Here is a 21,313-nt window from a genome sequence, read left to right as displayed (position 1 = left end):
GTGCATCACTCCTCTTCTTGGGGCAGTTTCTCTCAGTCGGCCAGCATACTTAGGACCGTCTGAACCGCCTGCTTCTCTTTATCCTTTGCTGCCAGCCGCAGAGCGGCGGTTTGTTTTTCTGTTTCCTTCATCTGTTCCTGCAGCATGCCTGCCTCCTGCGTCTTCAGGATTTGCAGTGTCTGTGCCTCCTTGGCTTTTTCCGACTGCTCTGTGCTTTTCAGCAGGTCTGCCGCATTTTTCTTTGCCTGCAGGACAATCTGTTCTGCCTTTGTTTTTGCATCCTTTTCCGCCTGCTCCGCCTGCATCTCAACGTTTCGTATGGCATCGATTGTTTCTTTCGCCAAAAATAATCACGCCCCATCCCTGTAAAACTTTTATGAAAAATGTTGGTAAGTTCTTCATATCAGACCATTTATAATTATAGCACAATATTTTAATATTTAAAGCGCCGGTTTTAAAGAAAACGACGGACTTTAGTTGTTTATCAGAACTATTGTCGTAAAATGAAAAGCGATTCCCATTTTTCGTATATTGTTCCAAAACGGTTCTTTCCATTTTGTTAATTCTGTACTATCATTAAGAAGAAAGTTAAAAATTCTAAAACTTATCAGCAATCAACGAACCACCTTGAAAGGAAGGCTCTTATGTGCAGTGTTTCCGCGGCAATTCTTTATCAACACCAAAAGCTTCTAATCGGCCAGCGAAAGGCCGGCGACTCCTGCCCACTGCTCTGGGAATTTCCCGGTGGAAAGCAGGAATCAAACGAAACGGCTGAAAGGTGCGTAGTTCGGGAATGCCGCGAAGAACTCGGCATTGTTGTCAAGCCTCTCTCTGTCTGCTACCGGACTGTTTACGCATATCCTGACCGCACCGTTCGCCTTATTTTCTTCTTTGTAAAAAAGGTATGCGGCAAGGAACAGACGTATGTCCATAATAAGTTGCTGTGGGTACCGCCGGATAAGCTGAAGCAATATTCGTTTTGTCCTGCAAATCATGAACTGATTTACAAGTTGTCCCACACATCATTGGACATATTCGAGAAAATTTTTGGTGACTGATTGATTACACATTTACAAATAGGTTTAAAATCCTGTATAATAAGAACTGAGAAAAGTGAAAAAGAGGGGTATAATGATACTTTCTGACAGAAGCATACGGCGGCTGTTGAAGGACAACGCCTTAAAGATATCACCGCTGGAAAAGGAACAGGTGCAGCCCGCGAGTGTGGATATTCGGCTTGGCAATACTTTTACGGTTGTAGAAGACGTAAGTGAGCCAATCGTGCAGATGACCAAAGCCGTTTCGTACAAAACAATCCAAGCGGACCGATATATTCTTCTCCCTGGTCAGTTTGTGCTGGCTACCACATTAGAATACATTTGCCTGCCAAATAATTTGACCGCTTTTGTAGAAGGGCGCAGTTCTATTGGGCGACTGGGACTTTTCATTCAGAATGCCGGTTGGGTAGACCCCGGATTTAAAGGAGAAATCACGCTGGAGCTGTTCAATGCCAACAAATGCGCGATTGAGCTGCAAAGCGGCCGCCGCATCGGCCAGCTGGTACTGGAGCAACTGGATAATGAGGCCGAGCACCCTTATCACGGAAAATATCAAGGACAGCGCGGAGCAACCGGTTCCAAAATTTATCTGGATAATGAAGTTCCCTCAAAATAAAAAAGGCAGGTCCTATTTTTTAGGGCCTACCCTTTTTATTTTACAGGAACATACAAAAAGGCTGCCGACGGCCTTCCTTTATGCAACTTTCAGGGAATGAATCTTAATTAACACCCATCCATTTTGCAATAACCATACGCTGCACTTCAGAAGTGCCCTCGTAGATTTCAGTAATCTTAGCATCACGCATTGCACGCTCGAACGGATAGTCACGAGTGTAACCATAGCCGCCGACCAGCTGCAGGCATTCACGAGTAACGTCGCCCGCAACCTTAGAAGCTGCCAGCTTCGCCATAGCAGCCAACTCACTGTAAGGCTCGCCGTCCTGCTTAGCCTGTGCTGCACGATAAACCAGCAGGCGAGCTGCATCAGTAGCAGTCTGCAGACCAGCCATCTGGAACTGTGTGTTCTGGAACTGGCTGATACGTCTGCCAAACTGCATACGAGCGCTGATGTAAGGAATTGTCTGGTCGATATCGCCCTGTGCAATACCAACAGCCTGAGCGCCGATGCCTACACGGCCGCCGTCCAGAGTCGTCATAGCGACCTTGAAGCCCTTGCCGATTCCGCCCAGCAGGTTCTCCTTCGGGACCTTTGCGTCGTTGAAAATCAACTCGCTGGTAGAAGAACCGCGGATGCCCATCTTCTTCTCATGTGCGCCAACGGTGAAACCAGGAGTGTCACGGTCGACGATGAAGGCAGAAATGCCATGGGTACCTTTGCTCTTATCAGTCATTGCAAATACCACAAAGACATTTGCATAGCCAGAGTTGGTAATGAATACCTTGTTGCCGTTCAGCAGCCAGTAGTCACCTTTGTCTTCTGCAACGGTCTTCTGCATAGCAGAATCTGTACCAGCATTCGCTTCAGTTAGAGCAAATGCGCCCAGCTTTTTGCCGGTGCACAGATCAGACAGATATTTCTTCTTCTGCTCTTCGGTGCCATAGGTGAAGATAGGCCATGTGCACAGAGAAGTATGTGCAGAAAGGACAGTACCGGTTGTTGCGCAGAACTTGGAGATTTCCTCAATTGCAGCGATGTAGCACAGATAACTCATACCTGCACCGCCGTACTCTTCCGGATAAGGCAGGCCAGTCATGCCCATCTCAGCCAGTTCATGCCAGGTTTCTTCCGGGAACTTCTCCTGCTCATCAATTTCGCCGGCACGAGGGCCAACTTTCTTGACGCAGAAATCGTGTACCATCTGTAAGATGTCTTTTTCTTCATCGGTGAACTTAAAATTCATTATACAGTACCCCTTTTCTAAATGGAATCAGCCTTTCAGCTTCTTAACCTCTTCAGTGAAGACTGGGACAATATCAAACAGGTTGCCAACAACACCGTAATCAGCTATATCAAAAATCGGTGCGTCTGCATCCTTGTTGATTGCTACAATCACATCAGAACCGGTGATACCAGCCGCATGCTGAATCGCACCGGAAATACCGCAGGCAATATACAGCTTCGGGCCAACTGTTTTGCCAGTCTGGCCAACCTGATGGGAGTGAGAGATCCAGCCCTCATCAACAGCTGCACGGGAAGCGCCAACAACGCCGCCCAGAGCATCTGCCAAATCCTTCAGTATCTTAAAGCCATCTGCACCGCCAACACCGCGGCCGCCGGATACGATGATGTCCGCACCCTCGAGGTCAACAAAGTCAGCTGCAGATTCCTTCATAACTTTCAGGACTTCTGTACGAATCTGGTCAGGAGTGACATGGAAATCTTCTGTGATAACTTCTGCCTTGTTTTCGGTTTCAGCAGGCTTTTTGAACACGCCAGGACGCACCGTGCCCATCTGAGGACGGTTGTCCGGGCACATGATGCAAGCCATCAGGTTGCCGCCGAATGTTGGACGAGTCCAGATCATGTTGCCAGTCTCGTCATCAATGTCGAGGCCGGTGCAGTCTGCAGTCAGACCAGTCTTCAAGTTGCAGGACAGGCGCGGCGCAAAGTCGCGGCCTTCCGGTGTAGCACCAATCAAAATGGTGGTCGGTGCATACTTCTCAATGACATGCAGCATAGCAAGCTTGTACGCATCGGTGGAGAAAACTTTGTACTCTTCGCCGTCTACCACAATAATCTGGTCTGCACCATGTTTGCCTGCTTCTTCAACAGCTGCTTTTGTATTATAGCCGACGACAACTGCCACCAGCTTGCCGCCCTGTTTATTTGCCAGTTCGCGGCCAGGATTTAACAGCTCGATACCAACGTTCTTGGCAGAACCGTCTTCCTTTGTTTCAATAAAAACCCAAAGGTCTTTGCTCTTAGCTTCCATGTATGGCCCTCCTTAAATGACGTGTGCATCGTTAAGCGTCTGGAACAGTTTGTGGGCGGAGTCCTCAGGAGTTGCCTCCTTGATGACGACACCAGCCTCTTTGCGCGGCGGAACAAAGGACTTTTTAACTTTAGTCGGAGAGCCCTTCAAACCAGCACGGGTAAGGTCAATTGTTGTCAGATCTGCCGCAGACAGCTGCTCAATTTTTGCTCTGCGAGCGGCCATTTTACGCTTAATGGTGGGGAAACGAGGGTCAAAGCTCGGTTTGGTAAATGTTACCACGCAGGGCAACTTAACACCGATAATTTCGGTGCCGTCCTCAGCTTCACGCAGTACATGAAGGCTGTCATCTTCCAGGGAAACCTCCAGGCCATAGGTAACCTGCGGATAGCCCAGATGTTCAGCCAGCTCCGGGCCAACCTGTGCAGTATCGCCATCAATAGCCTGCTTGCCGCAGAAGACAGCGTCAAATTTGCCTTCCAGTTCTTCAATCTTCTTAACTGCAGAACTGAGGATATAGCTGGTGGCCAGTGTATCGGAACCGCCAAAAGCGCGGTCGCTTACTAAATAAGCCTTATCGGCCGCAATAGCCAAGCAGTCACGCAGAGCAGCTTCTGCCTGACTCGGTCCCATAGACATAACCACGATCTTAGTGTCGGGGTTCTTGTCTTTGATGCGGGCGGCAGCTTCCAGTGCATACCCGTCGAATGGATTTACGATGCTGGGTACGCCGTCACGAATCAAAGTATTGGTCTTAGGATCAATTTTGATTTCAGTGGTGTCCGGTACCTGCTTAACACATACCAAAATATTCATAACAACACTCCTAACTATTTGCTTACAAAAGCCAACGTGAAAAGCGGATTACAGTCTGTAGCAGACCTTACCCGGGTTCAGAATCAGCTTAGGATCGAATACTTTCTTAATACCCTGCTGGAGACGGATGTTGACCGGGCCAAGTGCCTCTGCCAGGTATTTTGTCTTGCCAAGGCCAATGCCGTGCTCGCCGGAAATCTGGCCACCCAGTTCCATAGCCTTCTTATAGATAGCGCTCATGAACTCATCAACCTGCTTGTTGAATTCCTTAGGATCCATATCATTGGAGCAAGCATAGATGTGCAGGTTGCCGTCGCCAGCATGGCCGAAGTACTTAACGGAGAAGTCGAACTTCTTCTTAACATCTGCAACAAAGCCAACATATTCAGCAATTGCATTGACAGGCACAACCACATCGCATTCGTCCAGCAGCTTTGTCTGCTCTTCAATGCCGTCGAGGAAGGAAGAACGAGCAGCCCAGATATCTTTCAGCTTCGGTGCTGTATCAGCAACGAAAACATCCAGTGCGCCGTCCTCCAGCAGCATTTCTGCAGCCTTCTCAACGATTGGATCCAGCTCATCCTGTGTGTCGCCATCGAAGGTTACCAGCAGATAAGCGCCTACATCGGTGCCCTCAATCTTACGCGGGAACACCTGCTTGCCCAGATACTCTTCAGAAGAAACAAGGATTTCTTTCTCGAAGAATTCCAGTGCCTGCGGATGGAAGTGGCGCTTAAAGAACTTCGGAACAGTAGAAATGCAGGCTGCCAGATCCTCAAACGGAGCCATCAGGCTGATGGTTGCCTGCGGAGCCGGAATCAGCTTCAGTGTCATTTCTGTGATAATGCCCAGAGTGCCTTCGGAACCGCACATCAGGTTGGTCATGCTGTAACCGGAGCTTGTTTTGGAAACAGTTGCGCCGAAGTGGACAATTTCACCAGTCGGCAGAACAACAGTCATAGCACGGACATAATCACGGGTAGCGCCATACTTAACAGCACGCATACCACCAGCGTTGGTGGAAACGTTGCCACCCAAAGTAGCCAGTTTCTCGCCCGGATCCGGCGGATACATGCAGCCATGCTTTAGGGCATCATCAGCCAGTGTCTGCAGCAGAACGCCAGGCTGTACGGTAACAGCAAAGTTGTCCAGGTCATAGGAAAGGATCTTGTTCATTTTGGTCGTGCAGATGACAACGCCGCCGCAAATCGGGACGCAGGCGCCAGCCAGACCAGTACCTGCACCACGTGTAGTTACCGGAATGTTGTTCTCATAGCAGACCTTCATGATAGCCGAAACTTCTTCTGTGCTGGTTGCATCAATAGATACGTCAGGCATACGGCTGCCGTAAATCGGCATCTCGTCCTTTGCGTAGTCTGGGTTGACATCCGCACCGGTAACAACATGACCATGTGCAGCTTTTTCCAGTTCAGCAATAATCTCGGGTGTGACGGAATTGTAGTTAGCCATAACAGCTCCTCCTTAAGGATAATTCTTAAAACAATAATTATCAAGTATAATTGTTGCTCTTTCGTGTTAATTCTTAAAAAATTTATAAAAGTAAGTCTTATTTGCTAAAATAAAAGTCAATATTCGTTATTTCTGTTACAGAACCATAACAGAAATACCATCCGGAATAACTACCAGATGCGCATCCTGGCCCTTAATCTCACGGGCACGTGCCAGTGCTGTGTCAATGTCCGGTGCCCACTCCATCTTCATGTCCTCAATGACCTGACGCTGTGCCGGGTCAGTAATGTAAATGACATGATAATGGCAAAGGATGCGGCAGAGAATCTGATATTCCCACTGATCCGGTTTTGTCTTGTTCTGTGGAGTAGCAAGAATTTCTTTGGCCAGTGCTTCAGGAGAAGAACAATTCTTCAGCGCATTGTAGAAGCCCTCACCGCCGTGACCGTCGTTGCACTTTGCAACCATAAGCAGCACCGCGTTGTCGGCGGCTGCTGCTTCAGCAGCAGTCAGTCCCTTAACGCTCTGGTAAATGTTCTGGTCCAGCGGATAGCCGCCGTTGCTGGAAATGACGATGTCGCCTTTCTGCTTCGGGCTGACTTTGCAGTACTTGCTGAGCAGGTTGCAGCCAGCCTGATGTGCCTGAACGGAATCACCGGCAAATGCTGCAACGACCTTTTTGTCTTCATCAATGATAACATTGACGATATACTTCAGGTTGGCAAGTCTTGCTGCTTCCAACATATCCTCATGTAGGGGATTGCCTTCCAGCACACCTGTACGAGCATACGGAGAAGCGATGAACTTGGAGCAGTGGTTGCCCAAAACCGTAACCTGGTCACTGACACCGGGAAGCACACTCTTGCGGCCGCCGGAGAAGCCAGCGAAGAAATGCGTTTCAATGAAGCCCTCGGACACCAGCAGATCCGCATTTGCAGCGACTTTGTCAACCACACAGGGAGCTCCGGACGGCAGCACACCAATCTTTATATTGGCATCGGGGTTGCGGCTGTCATGAATAACAATCTTCTCATGGTCCACAATATCCTGGCCAAGTTTTGCCACCATTTCATCCTTTGTTGTAGGGCGGTGGAAACCGGTTGCCACCAACAAAGTGATGTCAATATCCGGATTTCCCTCCCGCAGTTCTTTCAGCATAAAGGGAATGATATGCTTGCTGGGCACTGGACGGGTATGGTCACTGATAATGATTGTGCAGGTCTTTTTTCCCTTAGCCAGTTCGCACAGGCGTGGGGAGCCAATCGGATGAGCCATTGCTTCCTGTACCAGGTTGTCCTCCGAACCGGTAGCCTTCATCTCACCAATGTGAGAAGTAAGGACTTCGGCCTTTGACAGATCCGTATGAAGCGTCATGCCAGATTTTCCAAAGGGAATCTTAATTGTATTCATCTCTTTTTTTCCCTCCATTTCGGTAAGAAGCGTCATGCTTCTTCCTGCTTGTTCCGGATTCTTCCGGATTTTTTGAATGGTGCGTTAATTAATGATGTAACAATGGTTCCAGTCGTTCAGCAAGCGGTGAATCTTCCAAAGGATTGGTCAAACCACTTGCTGGCTTCCCTAAAACTTTATCACAAATACGCTCAAATGCAATCCCTAAACTGGAATTTCTCACTTTCTCACAATTTTAAAGGCCCGTGTTTGTGTATATAGTAAAAAAAATATATATCTTGCAGAAAATTATGGACATTTTCACAGCATGGGCATATAATAACGTTATTGAAAAACTGTCGGTTACAGCAAAAGCGAGCTTTTACGAACATTCATTTTTATCCATTCTGACAAGTATGGTATGGGGCGAGAAAAAAGTCGAATATATTCTATTCGCTTCATTGTGAACTTTTGCAAACCCATTATACAACTTTTTTATGTATATTGCTAGTAGTATTTGATACTAGCGAAAATAAATTTTGGCAGCATATGATGCTGCCACAGAGGAGTTTAAGGAGGTCCTGATTTCTATGTTACAATCCATCATAGCTCTAGTTCCTATTATATGGATCATCGTAGCTCTGACCGCGCTGAAAATGCCCGGTCACTGGGCGTGCGTAAGCGCCATGTTTATTGCCATAGTGCTTTCGCTGGCCATGTGGAAGATGCCCGTTGTCGGCATGGCTTCTTCCGCGTTGGAAGGTTTCCTTTCCGCGCTATGGCCTATCATCCTAGTCATCATCGCAGCAATCTTTACATATAATTTGTCGCTGCGCAGTGGGGCTATGGATGTTATTAAGAAGATGCTGACCGGCATCTCCGCAGATAGGCGTATTATTATCCTGCTTATCGGCTGGTGCTTCGGCGGCTTCCTCGAGGGTATGGCTGGTTTTGGCACCGCTATTGCAATTCCAGCAAGCATGTTGGCCGGCATGGGCATGAACCCCGTCATTGCTTGTTTGGTATGTATGCTGGCAAACGCATTCCCGACAGCCTTTGGTTCCGTTGGTATCCCAACCACAACACTGATCAGCTCTACTGCAGCCGCTTTTGGCGGCGCCGGCATGATTCCGACCACCATTTCCTTCATAACAATCGCTCAGATGCTTCCGTTCATGATTTTGATTCCGTTCCTGATGGTCATTGTCGGCGGCGGCGGACCGAAAGCCCTGAAAGGCGTGGTCGGCATTACGCTGGTTTCCGGCATCAGCTTTGTTATTCCGGAACTGATTGTTTCCAAATTCGTTGGCCCGGAATTGACTGTTATCGTTGGCTGCATCGTTTCTCTGGCCTGCACCATTCTGATGGCTCGTGCCCGTAAAGACAAGCCTATTCCTGCCGAATATGATATGAACGCCGAAAAAGGCAAAGGCGGTGCAGTGGCTGAAAAAGTGTCCACTATGAAGCCGATTGTCGCATGGCTTCCTTTCATCCTGATTTTCGTATTTCTTCTCTTCACATCCAAATTGGTTCCGCCGATTAACCATTTCCTCGGCCAGTTCAAGACTTCCGTCATGATTAGCACCATGGCAAAAACACCGACATCCTTCAGCTGGATTAACACTCCTGGTGTGCTTATCTTCATCGCTGCTATCATCGGTGGTATTGTACAGCATGTTTCCGGTCACGACATGGTTTCTACACTGGGCGCTACCTGCAAACAAATGGTTAAGACCATTATCACTATCATGTCCGTTATGGCTATGGCAAAAATCATGACCTACTCTGGCATGATTAAAGATATGGCTAACCTGTTTGTCACATTGACCGGTCAGTTCTATCCGTTCGTTGCTCCTATCATTGCAGCAATCGGTGCGTTCGTTACCGGCAGCGGCACCAACACAGAGGTTCTGCTTGGTTCCCTGCAGGTACAGGCTGCAAAGACACTTGCTCCAGGCTCCACAGCTCTTGCATATTGGCTGGCTGCTGCGAACTCCCTGGGCGCTGGCATCGGCAAGATTATGTCGCCACAGTGCATCGCAACTGCAGTTGCAGCTGTTGGTTTGGCTGGTCAGGACAGCAAGCTGCTCAAGGGTATCTTCAAATGGTGCATACTGCTTCTGGTTCTTGCCTGCCTGCTTGTTGGCCTCTTCAAAGGCATTGCACCGGCTCTCATGTAAATCCGGTTTCAAAAACGAAACTTTCGATACCTGTTGTATATCGTACAGAAAAAGGTCAGCGTCCTTTGTGGGCGCTGGCCTTTTTTCTGCTTTTCTGTAGTGGCTGTCCTACGGCCAAACAAATATACATATTATTGTACACACCATAAAAACAACATGGGGGGTATACAAAAGGCATTTTCTTTTTCTTTTCAGTATGCTATAATAAAACCGCTTTATTGCTTCCGGCTGCTCCCTAAAGCTGCCGAATTCACAGCAGAAAGGAAACATTATGCAGATACTTGAAATTTTCAAGGCAATCATTCTAGGCATTATCCAAGGGATTACCGAATGGCTCCCTGTCAGCAGCACAGGACACATGATTCTGTTTGATTCTTTCTGGCCGATGGACCCTGCCATGTACCACGGCGGACAGAAATTTATAGACCTTTTCCTGGTCGTCATTCAGTTTGGCTCCATTTTGGCGGTGCTTGTGCTGTACCGGCACCGCTTGAATCCTTTCAGCAGGCGCAAAACACCACAGCAGAAAAAGAGCACTTGGTCGCTTTGGCTGAAAGTTATCATTGGTACGATTCCGGCTGGCATTGTCGGAGTACTGCTCGACGACTTTCTGCATGAACATCTTTACAATGCGGTTGTCGTCGCCATTGCCCTAATTATATACGGCATTCTTTTTATCGTTATCGAAAACCACCACAGAAAGCTGCGTTTTCGCACCTCGGACGCCATTGACAACCGAACTTCCCTAAAAATCGGCTTATTCCAGTGCCTTTCGCTGATTCCCGGCACTTCCCGTTCCGGTTCTACTATTTTGGGTGCCTCTCTGCTGGGCTGTGCCCGTCCGGCAGCTGCAGAGTTCTCTTTCTTCCTGGCAATTCCGACAATGCTGGGCGCCAGCGTTTGGGAAATCAGAAAATATCTAAAAAATTACCACGCTGGTTTTTCCGGTTTGGAACTGTCGGTTCTGCTCATTGGCATGATGGTTGCTTTCTTCGTTTCCATTTTCGCTATCCGTGGACTGATGCAGTTCGTCAAAAAACATAATTTCAAACCGTTTGGCTGGTACCGCATTGCACTTGGCGCCATTATCATTCTCTTCTCCCTAACGCACGTTTTAAAGGTAACACCGTAAAATAATACATATACAGGATGTTTTTCTGTTTTCGGCTGAAAATGTCCGAAACAAAGGAGGCCCTTGTTTCCATGAAAAATTTTCTTAAAAAAATATTATTTCTGTTTCTTTCCCTTTACGGTTTATGGAAGTTGCTGATTGGGTTTAAACATACCCGGCTGGCTGCGGACCTGTCCGAATTTCCGCCTGTCCAAACAAAAAGGCTTTCATAACCGCAATGTCCCCGCCTGTGCTGTGCAGACGGGGACATTTTTTATATTCTTTTTTAAAGTCCTGCCGCACGTTTCAGCAAAAGCAAATCAGATATATCCAGCAGCGGTACACCGCCGCCGGGTGTTCTCCCCTCCGGCTGTGTCATATCCGCCGCCTGTGCTTTCAAACCATCCAGCTGCCGCCCTCCGGCTACTGACTCCCGCAGCAGCTGATAGGACGCTTCATCCGGATGCCCGCTGCCGCACAAATCACCGGGAATAACGATTGTAATATATTTTATTTTTCCGCCGCAATTATCCCGCACAACATCCCCTGTTGTCAGCCATCCCGTCTTAACCGACTGCCCATCTACCCGAATAATTTCTATGCTTTCTTTTTGTGGTTGGTCATGCATCTGGGAAATTACCTGCTGCATCTGTGTTACCGTCATTGGGCCACCGCACCGGTAAAGGAAACTATTGAGCGGCTGCTCCTGGGAAGTGGACACTGCACTTTGAGAAGAAAGGCTGTCAGACGGCAAACTGGAACTTTCCGCATGGCTTTCAGGAACACTTTCCTCTTGGCTGCCTGATTGAGAAGCCGCGCCGCTCTCCTCCGCCAAAGATGCAGAAGGATCGGATGAAACCGAATCAGGTGAAGCAGCTGGATTGGAAATTTCTGAAGCTGTACTGCTTTCCGACACTGCAGACGTACTTTCCGGTACATCTGCGGTCTTTATCGGCTGCACACTGCTCCAGCCGTCTGATGGAACAGTCTGTACAGAACTGCATACCGTTAATTTTTTCATTGGCATAACGACATACTGTGTCTGTACATTTTCAGCTGTTGTGTACCGAACATACAAAGTACCAGCGCTGCTGCATGCCTGCAGGACCGGTACATCCGCACCTGCCTGCAATGCCTGTTTTCCATGATAGGCAGCGCCGTCACTGTAAAGGTCCAGATAATCTTTTTCAGCTCGGCGCATAAGCAGAAAGATGTTCCCGTCAGCCGTTTCCTGACAAGCGGACTGCAGTGTGCCGTCAAAAGAAGCGGAGCTGCCATCCGCAGACTGCAGCAAGAGAGAATCTTCCTGCTGCAGCAATGTTGTTCCGTCATTGAATTTCCAAATGATATCTTGGCTGCCGAAAACTCTGGCTGTACTGACCTGTACAATAAAGGACAGAACCAAAGCCACGCTTAGGACCGCCAGCCTATTCTTCCGACTGTGCTTTCCCATATTTTTCTCCCCTATTTTATCTTTTTCACCCCAATTATACAGTAGTATGGAGAAAAATAACATTTATTGTGAGTATTTTTCACAAATTGACTTTTTACAGGAAATGATAGCAGGGACGTTCTTCCCCAAACAGGTACCAGTCCAGCAGGTCGTAAAGCAAAACCGCCAGCATACCCACCGCACACCAGCCCAAAGAAGCTGGCAGAGAAATCTGGCCGAGCAAATTATACGGCTGGTCCGAATAATCCCATACGTTCATGTGCAGCCACAGATTTACAATACATCCCGTTAAAAACTCGCCGCCGGTAATGGTCATGCCCGCCAGCACAGCCCTTCCCAACAAGGACCTGCCGTCCTGCTGCTTGCCGCGTTCCAAGCCAATCAGAAGGAATAACGTACCTCCTGCCAAAAACATTGTCCAGTGCGTCCAGCCGCGCCACGCAACCTCCAGCAGACAATACAGTCCGCCCCCAACCAGCCACATACCAAGATGTTCCAGCACAGTGTCCTGCCTTGTTTGCTGTATGGCCAGCGCCGCAGTCTGTGTATTCCCTTGTTCCATGCAAAAGCTCCTCCTTCACCCTGCCGCAGCGGGCTTTTTCTTTTCCCTTAGTATGGCGCAGAGCCCATCTGCTTATAACCGGTATGGGTATGGTTCCTTTCGGAAACAGAGGGGAAACCTGCAGAAAACAAGAAAGCAGAAAATGCTACCATTTCCGCGTGCTTCGATATATAATAATGTAGAAAAGGAAAAGATAAATCCATATCCTGTGGACAGCAGCGGCTGTCTGCCCGAAAAGAGGAGTTGCCACATGGAAAGGAAAAATAAAAAAGAAGAAGTCATCCAGCAGCCGAAAAAAATTGTTTTATCTTGGACCATACTGGTCTGTATCTCGGCGGCTTATATCATCGGTGGTGCGCTGCTGTTGATCTTCCCGCAGGTTTCTCTTCCCATGCTTTGCCAAGCACTCGGTATCCTACTGGTTATCACCGGTGCGGTTTTCGTTCTGGTTTATTTTCTGCGCAAACGATACCTTGTGCCCGGTCATTTCGAATTTGCGGGCGGTGCCGCGTGCATTCTGCTGGGCATTTTTTCACTGATACGCACAAATGAAGTTGCTTGTGCCTTTCGTCAGCTGCTGTCCATCGCCGTGCTGGCAGACAGCCTAATTAAAATGCAGTATTCCACGGACCTGCTGCGGCTGCGCATGAAAAGATGGTGGATTGTCCTTATCATGGCCGGTGTCAGCACCGGGCTTGCCATGACAGCACTAACCTATTCCTTTGGCAGTGATGCTGCACAGCTGACCTTTACGTATTCTACGCTGATTGCCGACGGCATTCTTAATATTATTGTCATCTGTATTCTTCGTCATGCACACAAAACATACCAGATAAAAAGCGAACAGGAGTTGGAGAACACCGCTGAGCTGGACCCCAGTGAGCTTTCAAAACCGAAACTTCCGATTTAAAAAACTGATACAAACAAAAATACCTAAAAAAGGCCGCAGCCAAGTGCAGAATTCAGCGCTTAGCTGCGGTCTATTTTATTTTGCAGCACGTTCCATCAGGTCCAGCAGCTCATCAATTTTTTCATCGGCATTGCCGCTTTCCACCGCCTCGGTCACACAGCAGCGCATATGTGCGTGCAGAATCTCCCGGTTGGCTTTTTTTAAAATGGCCGTAACTGCCTGCAGCTGGTTGCTGATATCAATACAGTAACGGTCCTCTTCCACCATTTTCATCACACCGTTCAGCTGTCCTGCCGCCGTTTTCAGCAGCCGCTGCACGGAATCTTTGTCCGCCTTCATGCTTTGTCTGCCACGTTTCCGGGCTTGTATCCTGCCGCTTCTACAGCGCTGCGCAGAACTTCATCGCTGACCCCCGCACCGCAGATAACCTCCGCCTGCTTCTCTGCAAGGCTTACGGAAACTTTCTGAACACCCGGCACTGCCTCCAGTGCCTTTTGTACATGTGCCTGACAGTGTTCGCACATCATGCCCTCTACTGCAATGATTTTTTTCATGGATGATTCTTCCTTTCGCATTTGATTTTTACGGATTGTATCTGCAGCTTCAGCCGCCTGCGGCAGCTGTGCAGTTTTTGGCTTGAAAAAGCGCAGTCGCAGTGCATTGCCCACAACAAAGACGCTGCTGAAGCTCATGGCAGCGGCAGCAAACATCGGGTTCAGCTGCCAACCCAGCAGCGGATAGAAAACGCCCGCCGCCAGCGGAATGCCTAAGCTATTATAAAAGAAAGCCCAAAATAGGTTTTCTTTAATATTGCGAATAACCGCCCGCGAAAGCTGAATGGAAGCGGCAACGTCCAGCGGGTCGCTTCTCATCAGCACCACATCAGCCGCCTCTATGGCAATGTCCGTCCCGGCGCCAATGGCAATACCCACATCCGCACGCGTCAGAGCAGGCGCGTCATTGATGCCGTCACCGACCATGGCCACTTTATGTCCCTGTTCCTGCAGCGTACGCACCTGTTGCTCTTTATCCTGCGGCAGGACTTCCGCCACCGCTTTATCCAACCCCAGCCGGCGGCGGATAGCTTCAGCTGTCTGCCGGTGGTCCCCAGTCAGCATAATGACCGAAAGACCCATTTTTTGCAGTGCTTCCACTGTAGAACGGCTGGTAGGTTTCAGCGGGTCGGCCGCCGCAGCCAATCCCATCAGGGTATGCCCTTTTGCCACATACAAAGGTGTTTTGCCCTCTTTGGATAATGTTTCAGTCTGCGGCAACAGGGCGGCCGTGTCCGCGCCACACATCTTCATCATGGCAGCGTTCCCCGCCGCATACACCGTGCCGCCTATTTTTGCCTGCACGCCGCGTCCCGGTACAGCCTGAAAATCCGTCACTTCCGCCGCAGTCGTATGATTTTCCTCCGCACAGCGCAGAACCGCCTGTGCCAGCGGATGTTCACTGGGACGTTCCAGCGCAGCCGCTGCCAGCAGCAGCTGTTCCTTTGTAAAGGGCGGCTGTACGATAAGGTCTGTCACCTCCGGCCTGCCGGTGGTCAGCGTACCGGTCTTGTCCAGTACGACAGTATCAACCGTGTGGGCCGTTTCCAGTGCCCGTGCAGACTTGAAAAGGACACCCAGCTGCGCGCCGCGGCCGGTCCCAACCATAATGGCAACCGGTGTTGCCAGCCCCAATGCACATGGGCAGGAAATGACCAGCACCGCAATGCCAGCCCGCAGGGCAAATTCCGTCCCATAACCTAACAGCAGCCAAACAGCCGCTGTTACCGCAGCAATCATCAGCACGGCCGGCACAAAAATTCCGGCGATTTTATCGGCCAAACGGGCAATCGGTGCTTTGCTGCTGCCGGCATCTTCCACCAGACGGATAATCTGCGCCAGTGTCGTATCGTCACCGACTTTGGTTGCCCGAAAGATGAGGTGTCCAGTCCCATTGATGGTAGCCGTCACCACTTGGTCACCCGGCTTTTTTTCCACCGGAATGCTTTCGCCGGTGATTGCACTCTGGTCCACCGCCGACAGACCCTCGGTCACAACGCCGTCCACTGGAATGCCAGTGCCCGGCCGCACAACAACCAAATCCCCAAGCTGAACTTCTGCCACTGGAATTTCCTGCTCTTGTCCATCGCGCTGCACTACGGCTGTCTGCGGCTTTAGGTCCAGCAGCTTTTCCACTGCCGCTGTAGTTTGGCCTTTTGAGCGGCTTTCCAAATATTTTCCCAGTGTAATCAATGTTAAAATCGTACCAGCAGACTCAAAATATAAGTCATGGTGATATTTTTGTGCCAGTGCCATATCACCGGTAGCCAAACCGCTGCCGATACGGCAGATAGCAAAGACACCGTACACGACTGCCGCAGTGGAACCAATGGCAATTAAGCTGTCCATGTTAGGCGAACGCTGGAACAGCGTGCGGTATCCGTTGATAAAATAGCTGCGGTTGATATAAAGAATTGGCAGCACCAGAACGAACTGTGCCATACCGTAGGCAACCGCATTTTGCATACCCGCCAAAAACGGCGGCAGCGGCATACCCACCATGTGCCCCATGGCGATATAAAATAACGGTATAAAAAATACAAAAGAAGCAGTCAGCCGGTTTTTCATGTGGTGCTGTTCTTCTGCGGCGCGCTGCCGTGCTGTTTTTTCCTCCGCCGCCAAAGGTTTGTTTCCCACCGGTCGAGCCTCATAGCCCGCTTTCTCTACAGCCGTGCAAATTTTGGTTTCGTCAACCGCTGCCGGGTCAAACTGTGCCGTCATGCTGTCCGTCAGCAGGCTGACTGTACAGGTATCTACACCAGCAAGCGATTTGACCGCCTTTTCCACGTGTGCCTGACAGGCAGCACACGTCATGCCGGTCACCGTAAATTTTACCTGTTTCATATGACCACTCCCCTTCCGCTAAAGGATTCCGTCAGCAGGTCTGTAGTTTATGTGCAGACTGCTTTTGTCATACCTATCCCCCCACCCGGGGGGCACCATCAGTATAAACTGCCCAATTCAGCATGTCAAGATTTTGCTTGACAAACGCCGGTATTTTCATATAATGAACGTATGAACATGTATTCATATGTTTTGTGAAAAGGAGGATTCCTCATGTCGGATAAAAATGGAATTGAACGCTGTGACTTTATCCATGTACATGAATCCATTGTTAAAAAAGTAGAACAGCAAATGCCGGACGAAGAAGTACTGTATGACCTTGCGGAACTTTTCAAGGTTTTCGGGGACAGTACGCGCATTAAAATCCTGTATGTCCTGTTTGAAAGTGAAATGTGCGTCTGTGATATTGCCCAGCTGCTGAATATGAACCAATCTGCCATCTCGCATCAGCTGCGGGTTTTAAAACAGAACCAGCTGGTGAAAAACCGCCGCGACGGCAAAACTGTCTTTTATTCTCTGGCAGATGACCACGTGCGCACTATTCTGGATATGGGTATGGAACATCTGCTGGAACTGTACGGCAGCCACACGGACTGAGCCTCCTGTTTCTAGATACGTTTTGTCTTTCCATAGTTCTGCGGAGAAATGAGGGAATGTTATGACCCGTGAACAAAAACAAACACTTGTGAGGATTCTAGTCAGTGCCGGGCTTCTGGCTGCGGCAGTCTTGCTGCCGGTGCAGGGCATTCTGCGGCCGACGCTGTTCCTGTTCCCCTATGCCGTCATCAGCTGGGATGTGTTGTGGGAAGCCGTTCAAAACATTGCACACGGCAAGGTATTTGACGAACATTTTTTAATGGGTATTGCCACCGTCGGCGCGCTGGCTGCTGGGCAGTATGCCGAAGCGGTTTCGGTTATGCTATTCTATCAGATTGGGGAACTACTGGAGGATTGCGCGGTAGACCATTCCCGCAAAAACATTCGCTCCCTGATGAATATCCGTCCGGACAGCGCCGGTCTGCTGCTGCCGGACGGCTCCGTGAAAACCGTATCGCCGGAAAAGATAGCAGTTGGCAGTACTATTGTTGTAAAACCCGGCGAACGTATTCCACTGGACGGCACGGTCCTGCGGGGAGAAAGTACGGCGGATACCTCTGCCCTAACTGGTGAAAGTATGCCGCGCCGGCTCGCCGCCGGCAGTGAGGCTTTGAGCGGCTGCATCAATCTGAGCGGCGTGCTGACCATTCAGGTAACCAGAGCATACGGCGAATCAACCGTTTCTAAAGTATTGGAATTAGTGGAACATGCCAGCAGTCAAAAAGCAAAATCCGAAAACTTCATTACGAAGTTTGCCCGCATCTACACGCCCGCCGTGGTGCTGGCGGCTGTGGTACTTGCTTGTCTGCCGCCGCTGCTATTCCAACTGCCACTGCGTGACTGGGTAATGCGTGCGCTGAACTTTTTGGTAGTATCCTGCCCCTGTGCGCTGGTCATTTCCATTCCTCTCACCTTTTTCGGCGGCATTGGCGGTGCCTCCCGCTGTGGTATTTTGATTAAAGGCGGGAACTATATGGAAACGCTGGCCAAAACGGACACTGTTGTCTGCGATAAAACCGGCACCCTGACGAAGGGCACCTTCCATGTAACGCAGGTAGTACCGGCAGGTTCCGCCGACAAAGGCCGCCTGCTGGAAATCGCAGCATTGGCCGAAAGCTGCAGCAGTCATCCCATCGCTACCTCTCTGCGGGAAGCGTGGGGAAAATCGGCCGTACCGGAACAGGTGACCGATATTCAGGAAACAGCCGGCCGCGGCGTGCAGGCCATGGTGAACGGCCAGCCGGTTTTGGTGGGCAGCAGCGCACTGCTCCAGCAGGCAGGCCTCACTCCTCTGGAGGTCACACAGCCGGGCACCGTCGTACAGGTAGCTGCCGACGGAACTTATCTTGGATATATTCTAATTAGTGACGAGGTCAAGGAACACTCCAAAGAAGCCATTTCTCAGCTGAAAGCCGAAGGAATCCGCCGTGTTGTTATGCTGACAGGTGACGATCAAAAAGCTGCGGAAACCGTAGCCAGTCAGCTCGGCATTGACGAGGTACGGGCGGAGCTGCTGCCCGGCGGCAAAGTGGATACAGTGGAAGACCTGCTGCAAAACAAAAAAGGCAGCCTTGTCTTTATGGGGGACGGTATCAATGATGCACCGGTTCTGGCCCGCGCAGATGTTGGCGTCGCCATGGGTGCTTTGGGCAGTGATGCTGCTGTGGAAGCGGCGGACGTTGTCCTGATGGACGATGACCCCTTAAAGCTGCCCGCCGCCATTCGTATTTCCCGCAAAACACTCCGCATTGTACGGGAAAACATTGTGTTTGCACTTGGAATAAAGCTATTGGTTCTGATTCTGTCTGCACTGGGGCTTGCTACCATGTGGGCCGCCGTTTTTGCCGATGTTGGCGTAACCATTTTGGCAATCCTCAACGCTGCCCGGGCACTGAATATTCGGAAAACAGATACCCGAAAATAAGCAAAATTTTGTATGCACCGTCCTGTTGTGGCCGGTGCATTTTTGTCTTCTTTCCTGTTTTTATTTCAGAACAAATGTTCAAATTGTATTGCTTTTTTCTGCGGAGTACGATATACTTATAACTACGATTGGTGTAAAGAATCTTTCTTTTTTTATCTGGAAAGTGATACAAAATCAGAGAGTTTCATGCCCGGCTGCGGCCGGAACTTCAGGAGGATGACAGCCCATGGCAACAAACAAGGATTCAAATAAAGCTGCACAGAACGCAAAGAATAAAGAAGAAGCCCTGAAAACGGCACTGGCCAAAATTGAAAAGCAGTTTGGAAAAGGCGCTATCATGCGCCTGGGACAAAACGAAGCCATGCATGTAGAAGCCATTTCCACCGGCAGCCTCGGTCTGGACCTGGCTTTGGGCATTGGCGGCTTTCCGCGCGGGCGCATCATCGAAATTTTTGGACCGGAAAGTTCCGGTAAAACGACACTGGCCCTGCACTGCGTTGCAGAAGGACAAAAGCGCGGCGGCAATGCTGCCTTTATCGATGTGGAACACGCACTGGACCCCATTTATGCGGCGGCACTGGGCGTAGATGTGGACAGCCTGCTGGTCAGCCAGCCAGACACCGGTGAACAGGCACTGGAAATTACTGAAGCATTGGTGCGCTCCGGTGCCATCGATGTCATTGTCATTGACTCGGTCGCCGCATTGGTCCCCCGCGCTGAAATCGAGGGGGAAATGGGTGACAGCCACGTGGGGCTGCAGGCCCGCCTGATGAGCCAGGCTCTGCGCAAACTGGCCGGTGCCATCAGCAAAAGCAACTGCGTCGCCATCTTTATTAACCAGCTGCGTGAAAAAGTCGGCATTGTGTACGGCAACCCGGAGGTTACGCCCGGCGGCCGCGCGCTGAAGTTCTACGCGTCTGTCCGTGTGGATATCCGTAAAGCAGAAACGCTGAAAAATGGTACCGAACAAATTGGTTCCCGCACACGGGCAAAAGTTGTAAAAAATAAGATTGCGCCGCCGTTCCGTACGGCAGAATTTGATATTATGTACGGCGAAGGTATTTCCCATGTGGGTGAAATTCTGGACCTCGGCGTAAAACTGGATATTGTTGAAAAAAGCGGTGCCTGGTTCTCCTATAACGGTCAGCAGCTGGGACAGGGCCGTGAGAATGTGAAAAAGCTGTTCCTCGAAAATCAGGAATTGGCTGATGAGATTGAGGCAAAAATTCGCGCTAATGCGGATAAACTGTACGCAAAAACCATTTCTCCTCGTGCTTCGGCGGCAAAGCCGCTGCAGGCACCTGCCGCAACAAATAAAGCGGAGGAAAAACCAGCTCCCGCTCCCCGCACCAATCCTGTTAATATTGATATTGAAGCAGATGACAAATAAGCAGAAAAAAGAATTTCCCCTGCTTCGCAGAGAAAGGAAGTTTGGCGGGTGGAACTAACCGCAATGGAACCGCGGCGGCACTGTAAAACCGCTTTATTTTTTGACGGTGAATATGCACTCAGTGTAGACACGGAAACGCTGCTGAAAGCCGGCTGGAAACTGGGGCAGGACATTTCAGATGAAGAACTGCATACTCTGCTGCAGCAGTCCGACGCACACCGTGCAAGCGAAAAAGCCCTGTACCTGCTGGAGCACCGCAGTCACTCCAAAAAAGAGCTGACCGATAAAATTGCCCGCACTGTACCCCGTGCCGCGGCGGAAGCCGCCGCACAGAAGATGGAGGACCTCGGCCTTATTGATGATGCGAACTTTGCCCAGCGCTACGCACGGGAACTGTACCGAAAAGGCTTTGCCCTGCGCCGTGTGCGGTATGAGCTGGCCCGCAAGGGCATCAATCCGCAGACAGCGGAACAGGCCGCTCTGCAAAATGAGCCGGACGTAACCGCCGCCATACAGAAAGTCCTGCAAAAGAAATACCGCACATTGGCCGACGAAAAAAGCCACCGCCGTGCGGCCGCCGCTTTGCAGCGTATGGGTTATGAATACACAGATATCCGCACCGCACTGAAACAATACATGACAAATGAGGATGAAGAATAAAC

The 21,313-nt window shown here is 49.9% G+C and carries 19 protein-coding genes; 9 read left to right on the top strand and 10 right to left on the bottom strand.

Annotation, left to right across the window (positions count from 1 at the left end):
- Positions 1–32 precede the first annotated feature (32 nt).
- Positions 33–344, bottom strand: coding sequence for a hypothetical protein (locus tag ACIHKT_RS01355; protein ID WP_086035136.1), 312 nt, complete (start codon positions 342–344; stop codon positions 33–35).
- A 300-nt stretch (positions 345–644) separates the two neighbouring features.
- On the opposite strand from ACIHKT_RS01355, the gene ACIHKT_RS01350 reads away from it, so the two are divergent.
- Positions 645–1,058 (top strand): (deoxy)nucleoside triphosphate pyrophosphohydrolase, encoded by a 414-nt coding sequence (locus tag ACIHKT_RS01350; RefSeq protein WP_086035135.1) that lies wholly within the window; start codon positions 645–647, stop codon positions 1,056–1,058.
- 73 nt (positions 1,059–1,131) lie between these two features.
- Entirely contained in the window at positions 1,132–1,674 is a 543-nt protein-coding gene (gene dcd / locus ACIHKT_RS01345) for a dCTP deaminase (RefSeq protein WP_086035134.1), read from the top strand.
- A gap of 103 nt (positions 1,675–1,777) precedes the next feature.
- On the opposite strand, the gene ACIHKT_RS01340 is transcribed toward dcd, so the two are convergent.
- The 5 genes from ACIHKT_RS01340 to larA form a co-directional block, all read right to left on the bottom strand.
- Positions 1,778–2,920 (bottom strand): acyl-CoA dehydrogenase, encoded by a 1,143-nt coding sequence (locus tag ACIHKT_RS01340; RefSeq protein ID WP_086035133.1) that lies wholly within the window; start codon positions 2,918–2,920, stop codon positions 1,778–1,780.
- 27 nt (positions 2,921–2,947) lie between these two features.
- The gene (locus ACIHKT_RS01335) at positions 2,948–3,952 is read right to left on the bottom strand and encodes an electron transfer flavoprotein subunit alpha/FixB family protein (protein WP_086035132.1); all 1,005 of its coding nucleotides are present in this window, start codon (positions 3,950–3,952) and stop codon (positions 2,948–2,950) included.
- A gap of 12 nt (positions 3,953–3,964) precedes the next feature.
- On the bottom strand, positions 3,965–4,768 hold the full coding sequence (locus ACIHKT_RS01330) for an electron transfer flavoprotein subunit beta/FixA family protein (protein ID WP_086035131.1): 804 nt from the start codon (positions 4,766–4,768) through the stop codon (positions 3,965–3,967).
- 48 nt (positions 4,769–4,816) lie between these two features.
- Entirely contained in the window at positions 4,817–6,238 is a 1,422-nt protein-coding gene (locus ACIHKT_RS01325) for an FAD-binding oxidoreductase (protein ID WP_174193514.1), read from the bottom strand.
- Between the two features lie 135 nt (positions 6,239–6,373).
- Positions 6,374–7,648, bottom strand: a complete 1,275-nt coding sequence (gene larA, locus ACIHKT_RS01320; protein WP_174193516.1) for a nickel-dependent lactate racemase — start codon at positions 7,646–7,648, stop codon at positions 6,374–6,376.
- A gap of 569 nt (positions 7,649–8,217) precedes the next feature.
- Here larA and ACIHKT_RS01315 point away from each other — a divergent pair.
- Complete coding sequence (locus ACIHKT_RS01315) at positions 8,218–9,807, top strand: L-lactate permease (RefSeq protein ID WP_236849684.1); 1,590 nt, start codon at positions 8,218–8,220, stop codon at positions 9,805–9,807.
- A 271-nt stretch (positions 9,808–10,078) separates the two neighbouring features.
- Complete coding sequence (locus ACIHKT_RS01310) at positions 10,079–10,939, top strand: undecaprenyl-diphosphate phosphatase (protein WP_086035127.1); 861 nt, start codon at positions 10,079–10,081, stop codon at positions 10,937–10,939.
- A gap of 265 nt (positions 10,940–11,204) precedes the next feature.
- On the opposite strand, the gene ACIHKT_RS01305 is transcribed toward ACIHKT_RS01310, so the two are convergent.
- Together ACIHKT_RS01305 and ACIHKT_RS01300 are read right to left on the bottom strand one after the other, a co-directional pair.
- Entirely contained in the window at positions 11,205–12,371 is a 1,167-nt protein-coding gene (locus ACIHKT_RS01305) for a hypothetical protein (protein ID WP_086035126.1), read from the bottom strand.
- 94 nt (positions 12,372–12,465) lie between these two features.
- The gene (locus tag ACIHKT_RS01300; protein WP_086035125.1) at positions 12,466–12,933 is read right to left on the bottom strand and encodes a putative ABC transporter permease; all 468 of its coding nucleotides are present in this window, start codon (positions 12,931–12,933) and stop codon (positions 12,466–12,468) included.
- Between the two features lie 250 nt (positions 12,934–13,183).
- Here ACIHKT_RS01300 and ACIHKT_RS01295 point away from each other — a divergent pair, with 250 nt between their 5' ends.
- Positions 13,184–13,843 carry an HdeD family acid-resistance protein gene (locus ACIHKT_RS01295; RefSeq protein ID WP_086035124.1) on the top strand — a complete coding sequence of 220 codons (660 nt, stop codon included), beginning with the start codon at positions 13,184–13,186 and terminating at the stop codon, positions 13,841–13,843.
- 75 nt (positions 13,844–13,918) lie between these two features.
- On the opposite strand, the gene ACIHKT_RS01290 is transcribed toward ACIHKT_RS01295, so the two are convergent.
- Both ACIHKT_RS01290 and ACIHKT_RS01285 read right to left on the bottom strand, forming a co-directional pair.
- Complete coding sequence (locus ACIHKT_RS01290; protein WP_086035123.1) at positions 13,919–14,182, bottom strand: metal-sensing transcriptional repressor; 264 nt, start codon at positions 14,180–14,182, stop codon at positions 13,919–13,921.
- On the bottom strand, positions 14,179–16,740 hold the full coding sequence (locus ACIHKT_RS01285; RefSeq protein ID WP_174193518.1) for a heavy metal translocating P-type ATPase: 2,562 nt from the start codon (positions 16,738–16,740) through the stop codon (positions 14,179–14,181). The genes ACIHKT_RS01290 and ACIHKT_RS01285 overlap by 4 nt, the downstream gene beginning before the upstream one ends.
- A 213-nt stretch (positions 16,741–16,953) precedes the next feature.
- Between ACIHKT_RS01285 and ACIHKT_RS01280 the strand changes: the two genes are divergently transcribed.
- From ACIHKT_RS01280 to ACIHKT_RS01265, 4 genes are all read left to right on the top strand, one after another.
- On the top strand, positions 16,954–17,337 hold the full coding sequence (locus tag ACIHKT_RS01280) for a helix-turn-helix transcriptional regulator (protein WP_086035121.1): 384 nt from the start codon (positions 16,954–16,956) through the stop codon (positions 17,335–17,337).
- A gap of 61 nt (positions 17,338–17,398) precedes the next feature.
- Positions 17,399–19,261, top strand: coding sequence for a heavy metal translocating P-type ATPase (locus ACIHKT_RS01275; RefSeq protein WP_086035120.1), 1,863 nt, complete (start codon positions 17,399–17,401; stop codon positions 19,259–19,261).
- A gap of 226 nt (positions 19,262–19,487) precedes the next feature.
- Complete coding sequence (recA, locus tag ACIHKT_RS01270) at positions 19,488–20,651, top strand: recombinase RecA (protein ID WP_404352592.1); 1,164 nt, start codon at positions 19,488–19,490, stop codon at positions 20,649–20,651.
- A gap of 48 nt (positions 20,652–20,699) precedes the next feature.
- Positions 20,700–21,311, top strand: a complete 612-nt coding sequence (locus tag ACIHKT_RS01265) for a regulatory protein RecX (RefSeq protein ID WP_086035118.1) — start codon at positions 20,700–20,702, stop codon at positions 21,309–21,311.
- The last annotated feature ends 2 nt before the right edge of the window (positions 21,312–21,313 follow it).

It is taken from the genome of Caproicibacterium sp. XB2, assembly GCF_044880635.1.
Lineage (GTDB): Bacteria > Bacillota > Clostridia > Oscillospirales > Acutalibacteraceae > Caproicibacterium > Caproicibacterium lactatifermentans.
Note: the sequence above shows the minus strand (reverse complement) of the source record. Positions and strands in the feature narration are given on the sequence as shown.

Coding starts and splice junctions, on each gene's coding strand:
- ACIHKT_RS01350 (WP_086035135.1), top strand. CDS start 645: ATGTGCAGTGTTTCCGCGGCAATTCTTTATCAACACCAAAAGCTTCTA.
- dcd (WP_086035134.1), top strand. CDS start 1,132: ATGATACTTTCTGACAGAAGCATACGGCGGCTGTTGAAGGACAACGCC.
- ACIHKT_RS01340 (WP_086035133.1), bottom strand. CDS start 2,920: ATGAATTTTAAGTTCACCGATGAAGAAAAAGACATCTTACAGATGGTA.
- ACIHKT_RS01335 (WP_086035132.1), bottom strand. CDS start 3,952: ATGGAAGCTAAGAGCAAAGACCTTTGGGTTTTTATTGAAACAAAGGAA.
- ACIHKT_RS01330 (WP_086035131.1), bottom strand. CDS start 4,768: ATGAATATTTTGGTATGTGTTAAGCAGGTACCGGACACCACTGAAATC.
- ACIHKT_RS01325 (WP_174193514.1), bottom strand. CDS start 6,238: ATGGCTAACTACAATTCCGTCACACCCGAGATTATTGCTGAACTGGAA.
- larA (WP_174193516.1), bottom strand. CDS start 7,648: ATGAATACAATTAAGATTCCCTTTGGAAAATCTGGCATGACGCTTCAT.
- ACIHKT_RS01315 (WP_236849684.1), top strand. CDS start 8,218: ATGTTACAATCCATCATAGCTCTAGTTCCTATTATATGGATCATCGTA.
- ACIHKT_RS01310 (WP_086035127.1), top strand. CDS start 10,079: ATGCAGATACTTGAAATTTTCAAGGCAATCATTCTAGGCATTATCCAA.
- ACIHKT_RS01305 (WP_086035126.1), bottom strand. CDS start 12,371: ATGGGAAAGCACAGTCGGAAGAATAGGCTGGCGGTCCTAAGCGTGGCT.
- ACIHKT_RS01300 (WP_086035125.1), bottom strand. CDS start 12,933: ATGGAACAAGGGAATACACAGACTGCGGCGCTGGCCATACAGCAAACA.
- ACIHKT_RS01295 (WP_086035124.1), top strand. CDS start 13,184: ATGGAAAGGAAAAATAAAAAAGAAGAAGTCATCCAGCAGCCGAAAAAA.
- ACIHKT_RS01290 (WP_086035123.1), bottom strand. CDS start 14,182: ATGAAGGCGGACAAAGATTCCGTGCAGCGGCTGCTGAAAACGGCGGCA.
- ACIHKT_RS01285 (WP_174193518.1), bottom strand. CDS start 16,740: ATGAAACAGGTAAAATTTACGGTGACCGGCATGACGTGTGCTGCCTGT.
- ACIHKT_RS01280 (WP_086035121.1), top strand. CDS start 16,954: ATGTCGGATAAAAATGGAATTGAACGCTGTGACTTTATCCATGTACAT.
- ACIHKT_RS01275 (WP_086035120.1), top strand. CDS start 17,399: ATGACCCGTGAACAAAAACAAACACTTGTGAGGATTCTAGTCAGTGCC.
- recA (WP_404352592.1), top strand. CDS start 19,488: ATGGCAACAAACAAGGATTCAAATAAAGCTGCACAGAACGCAAAGAAT.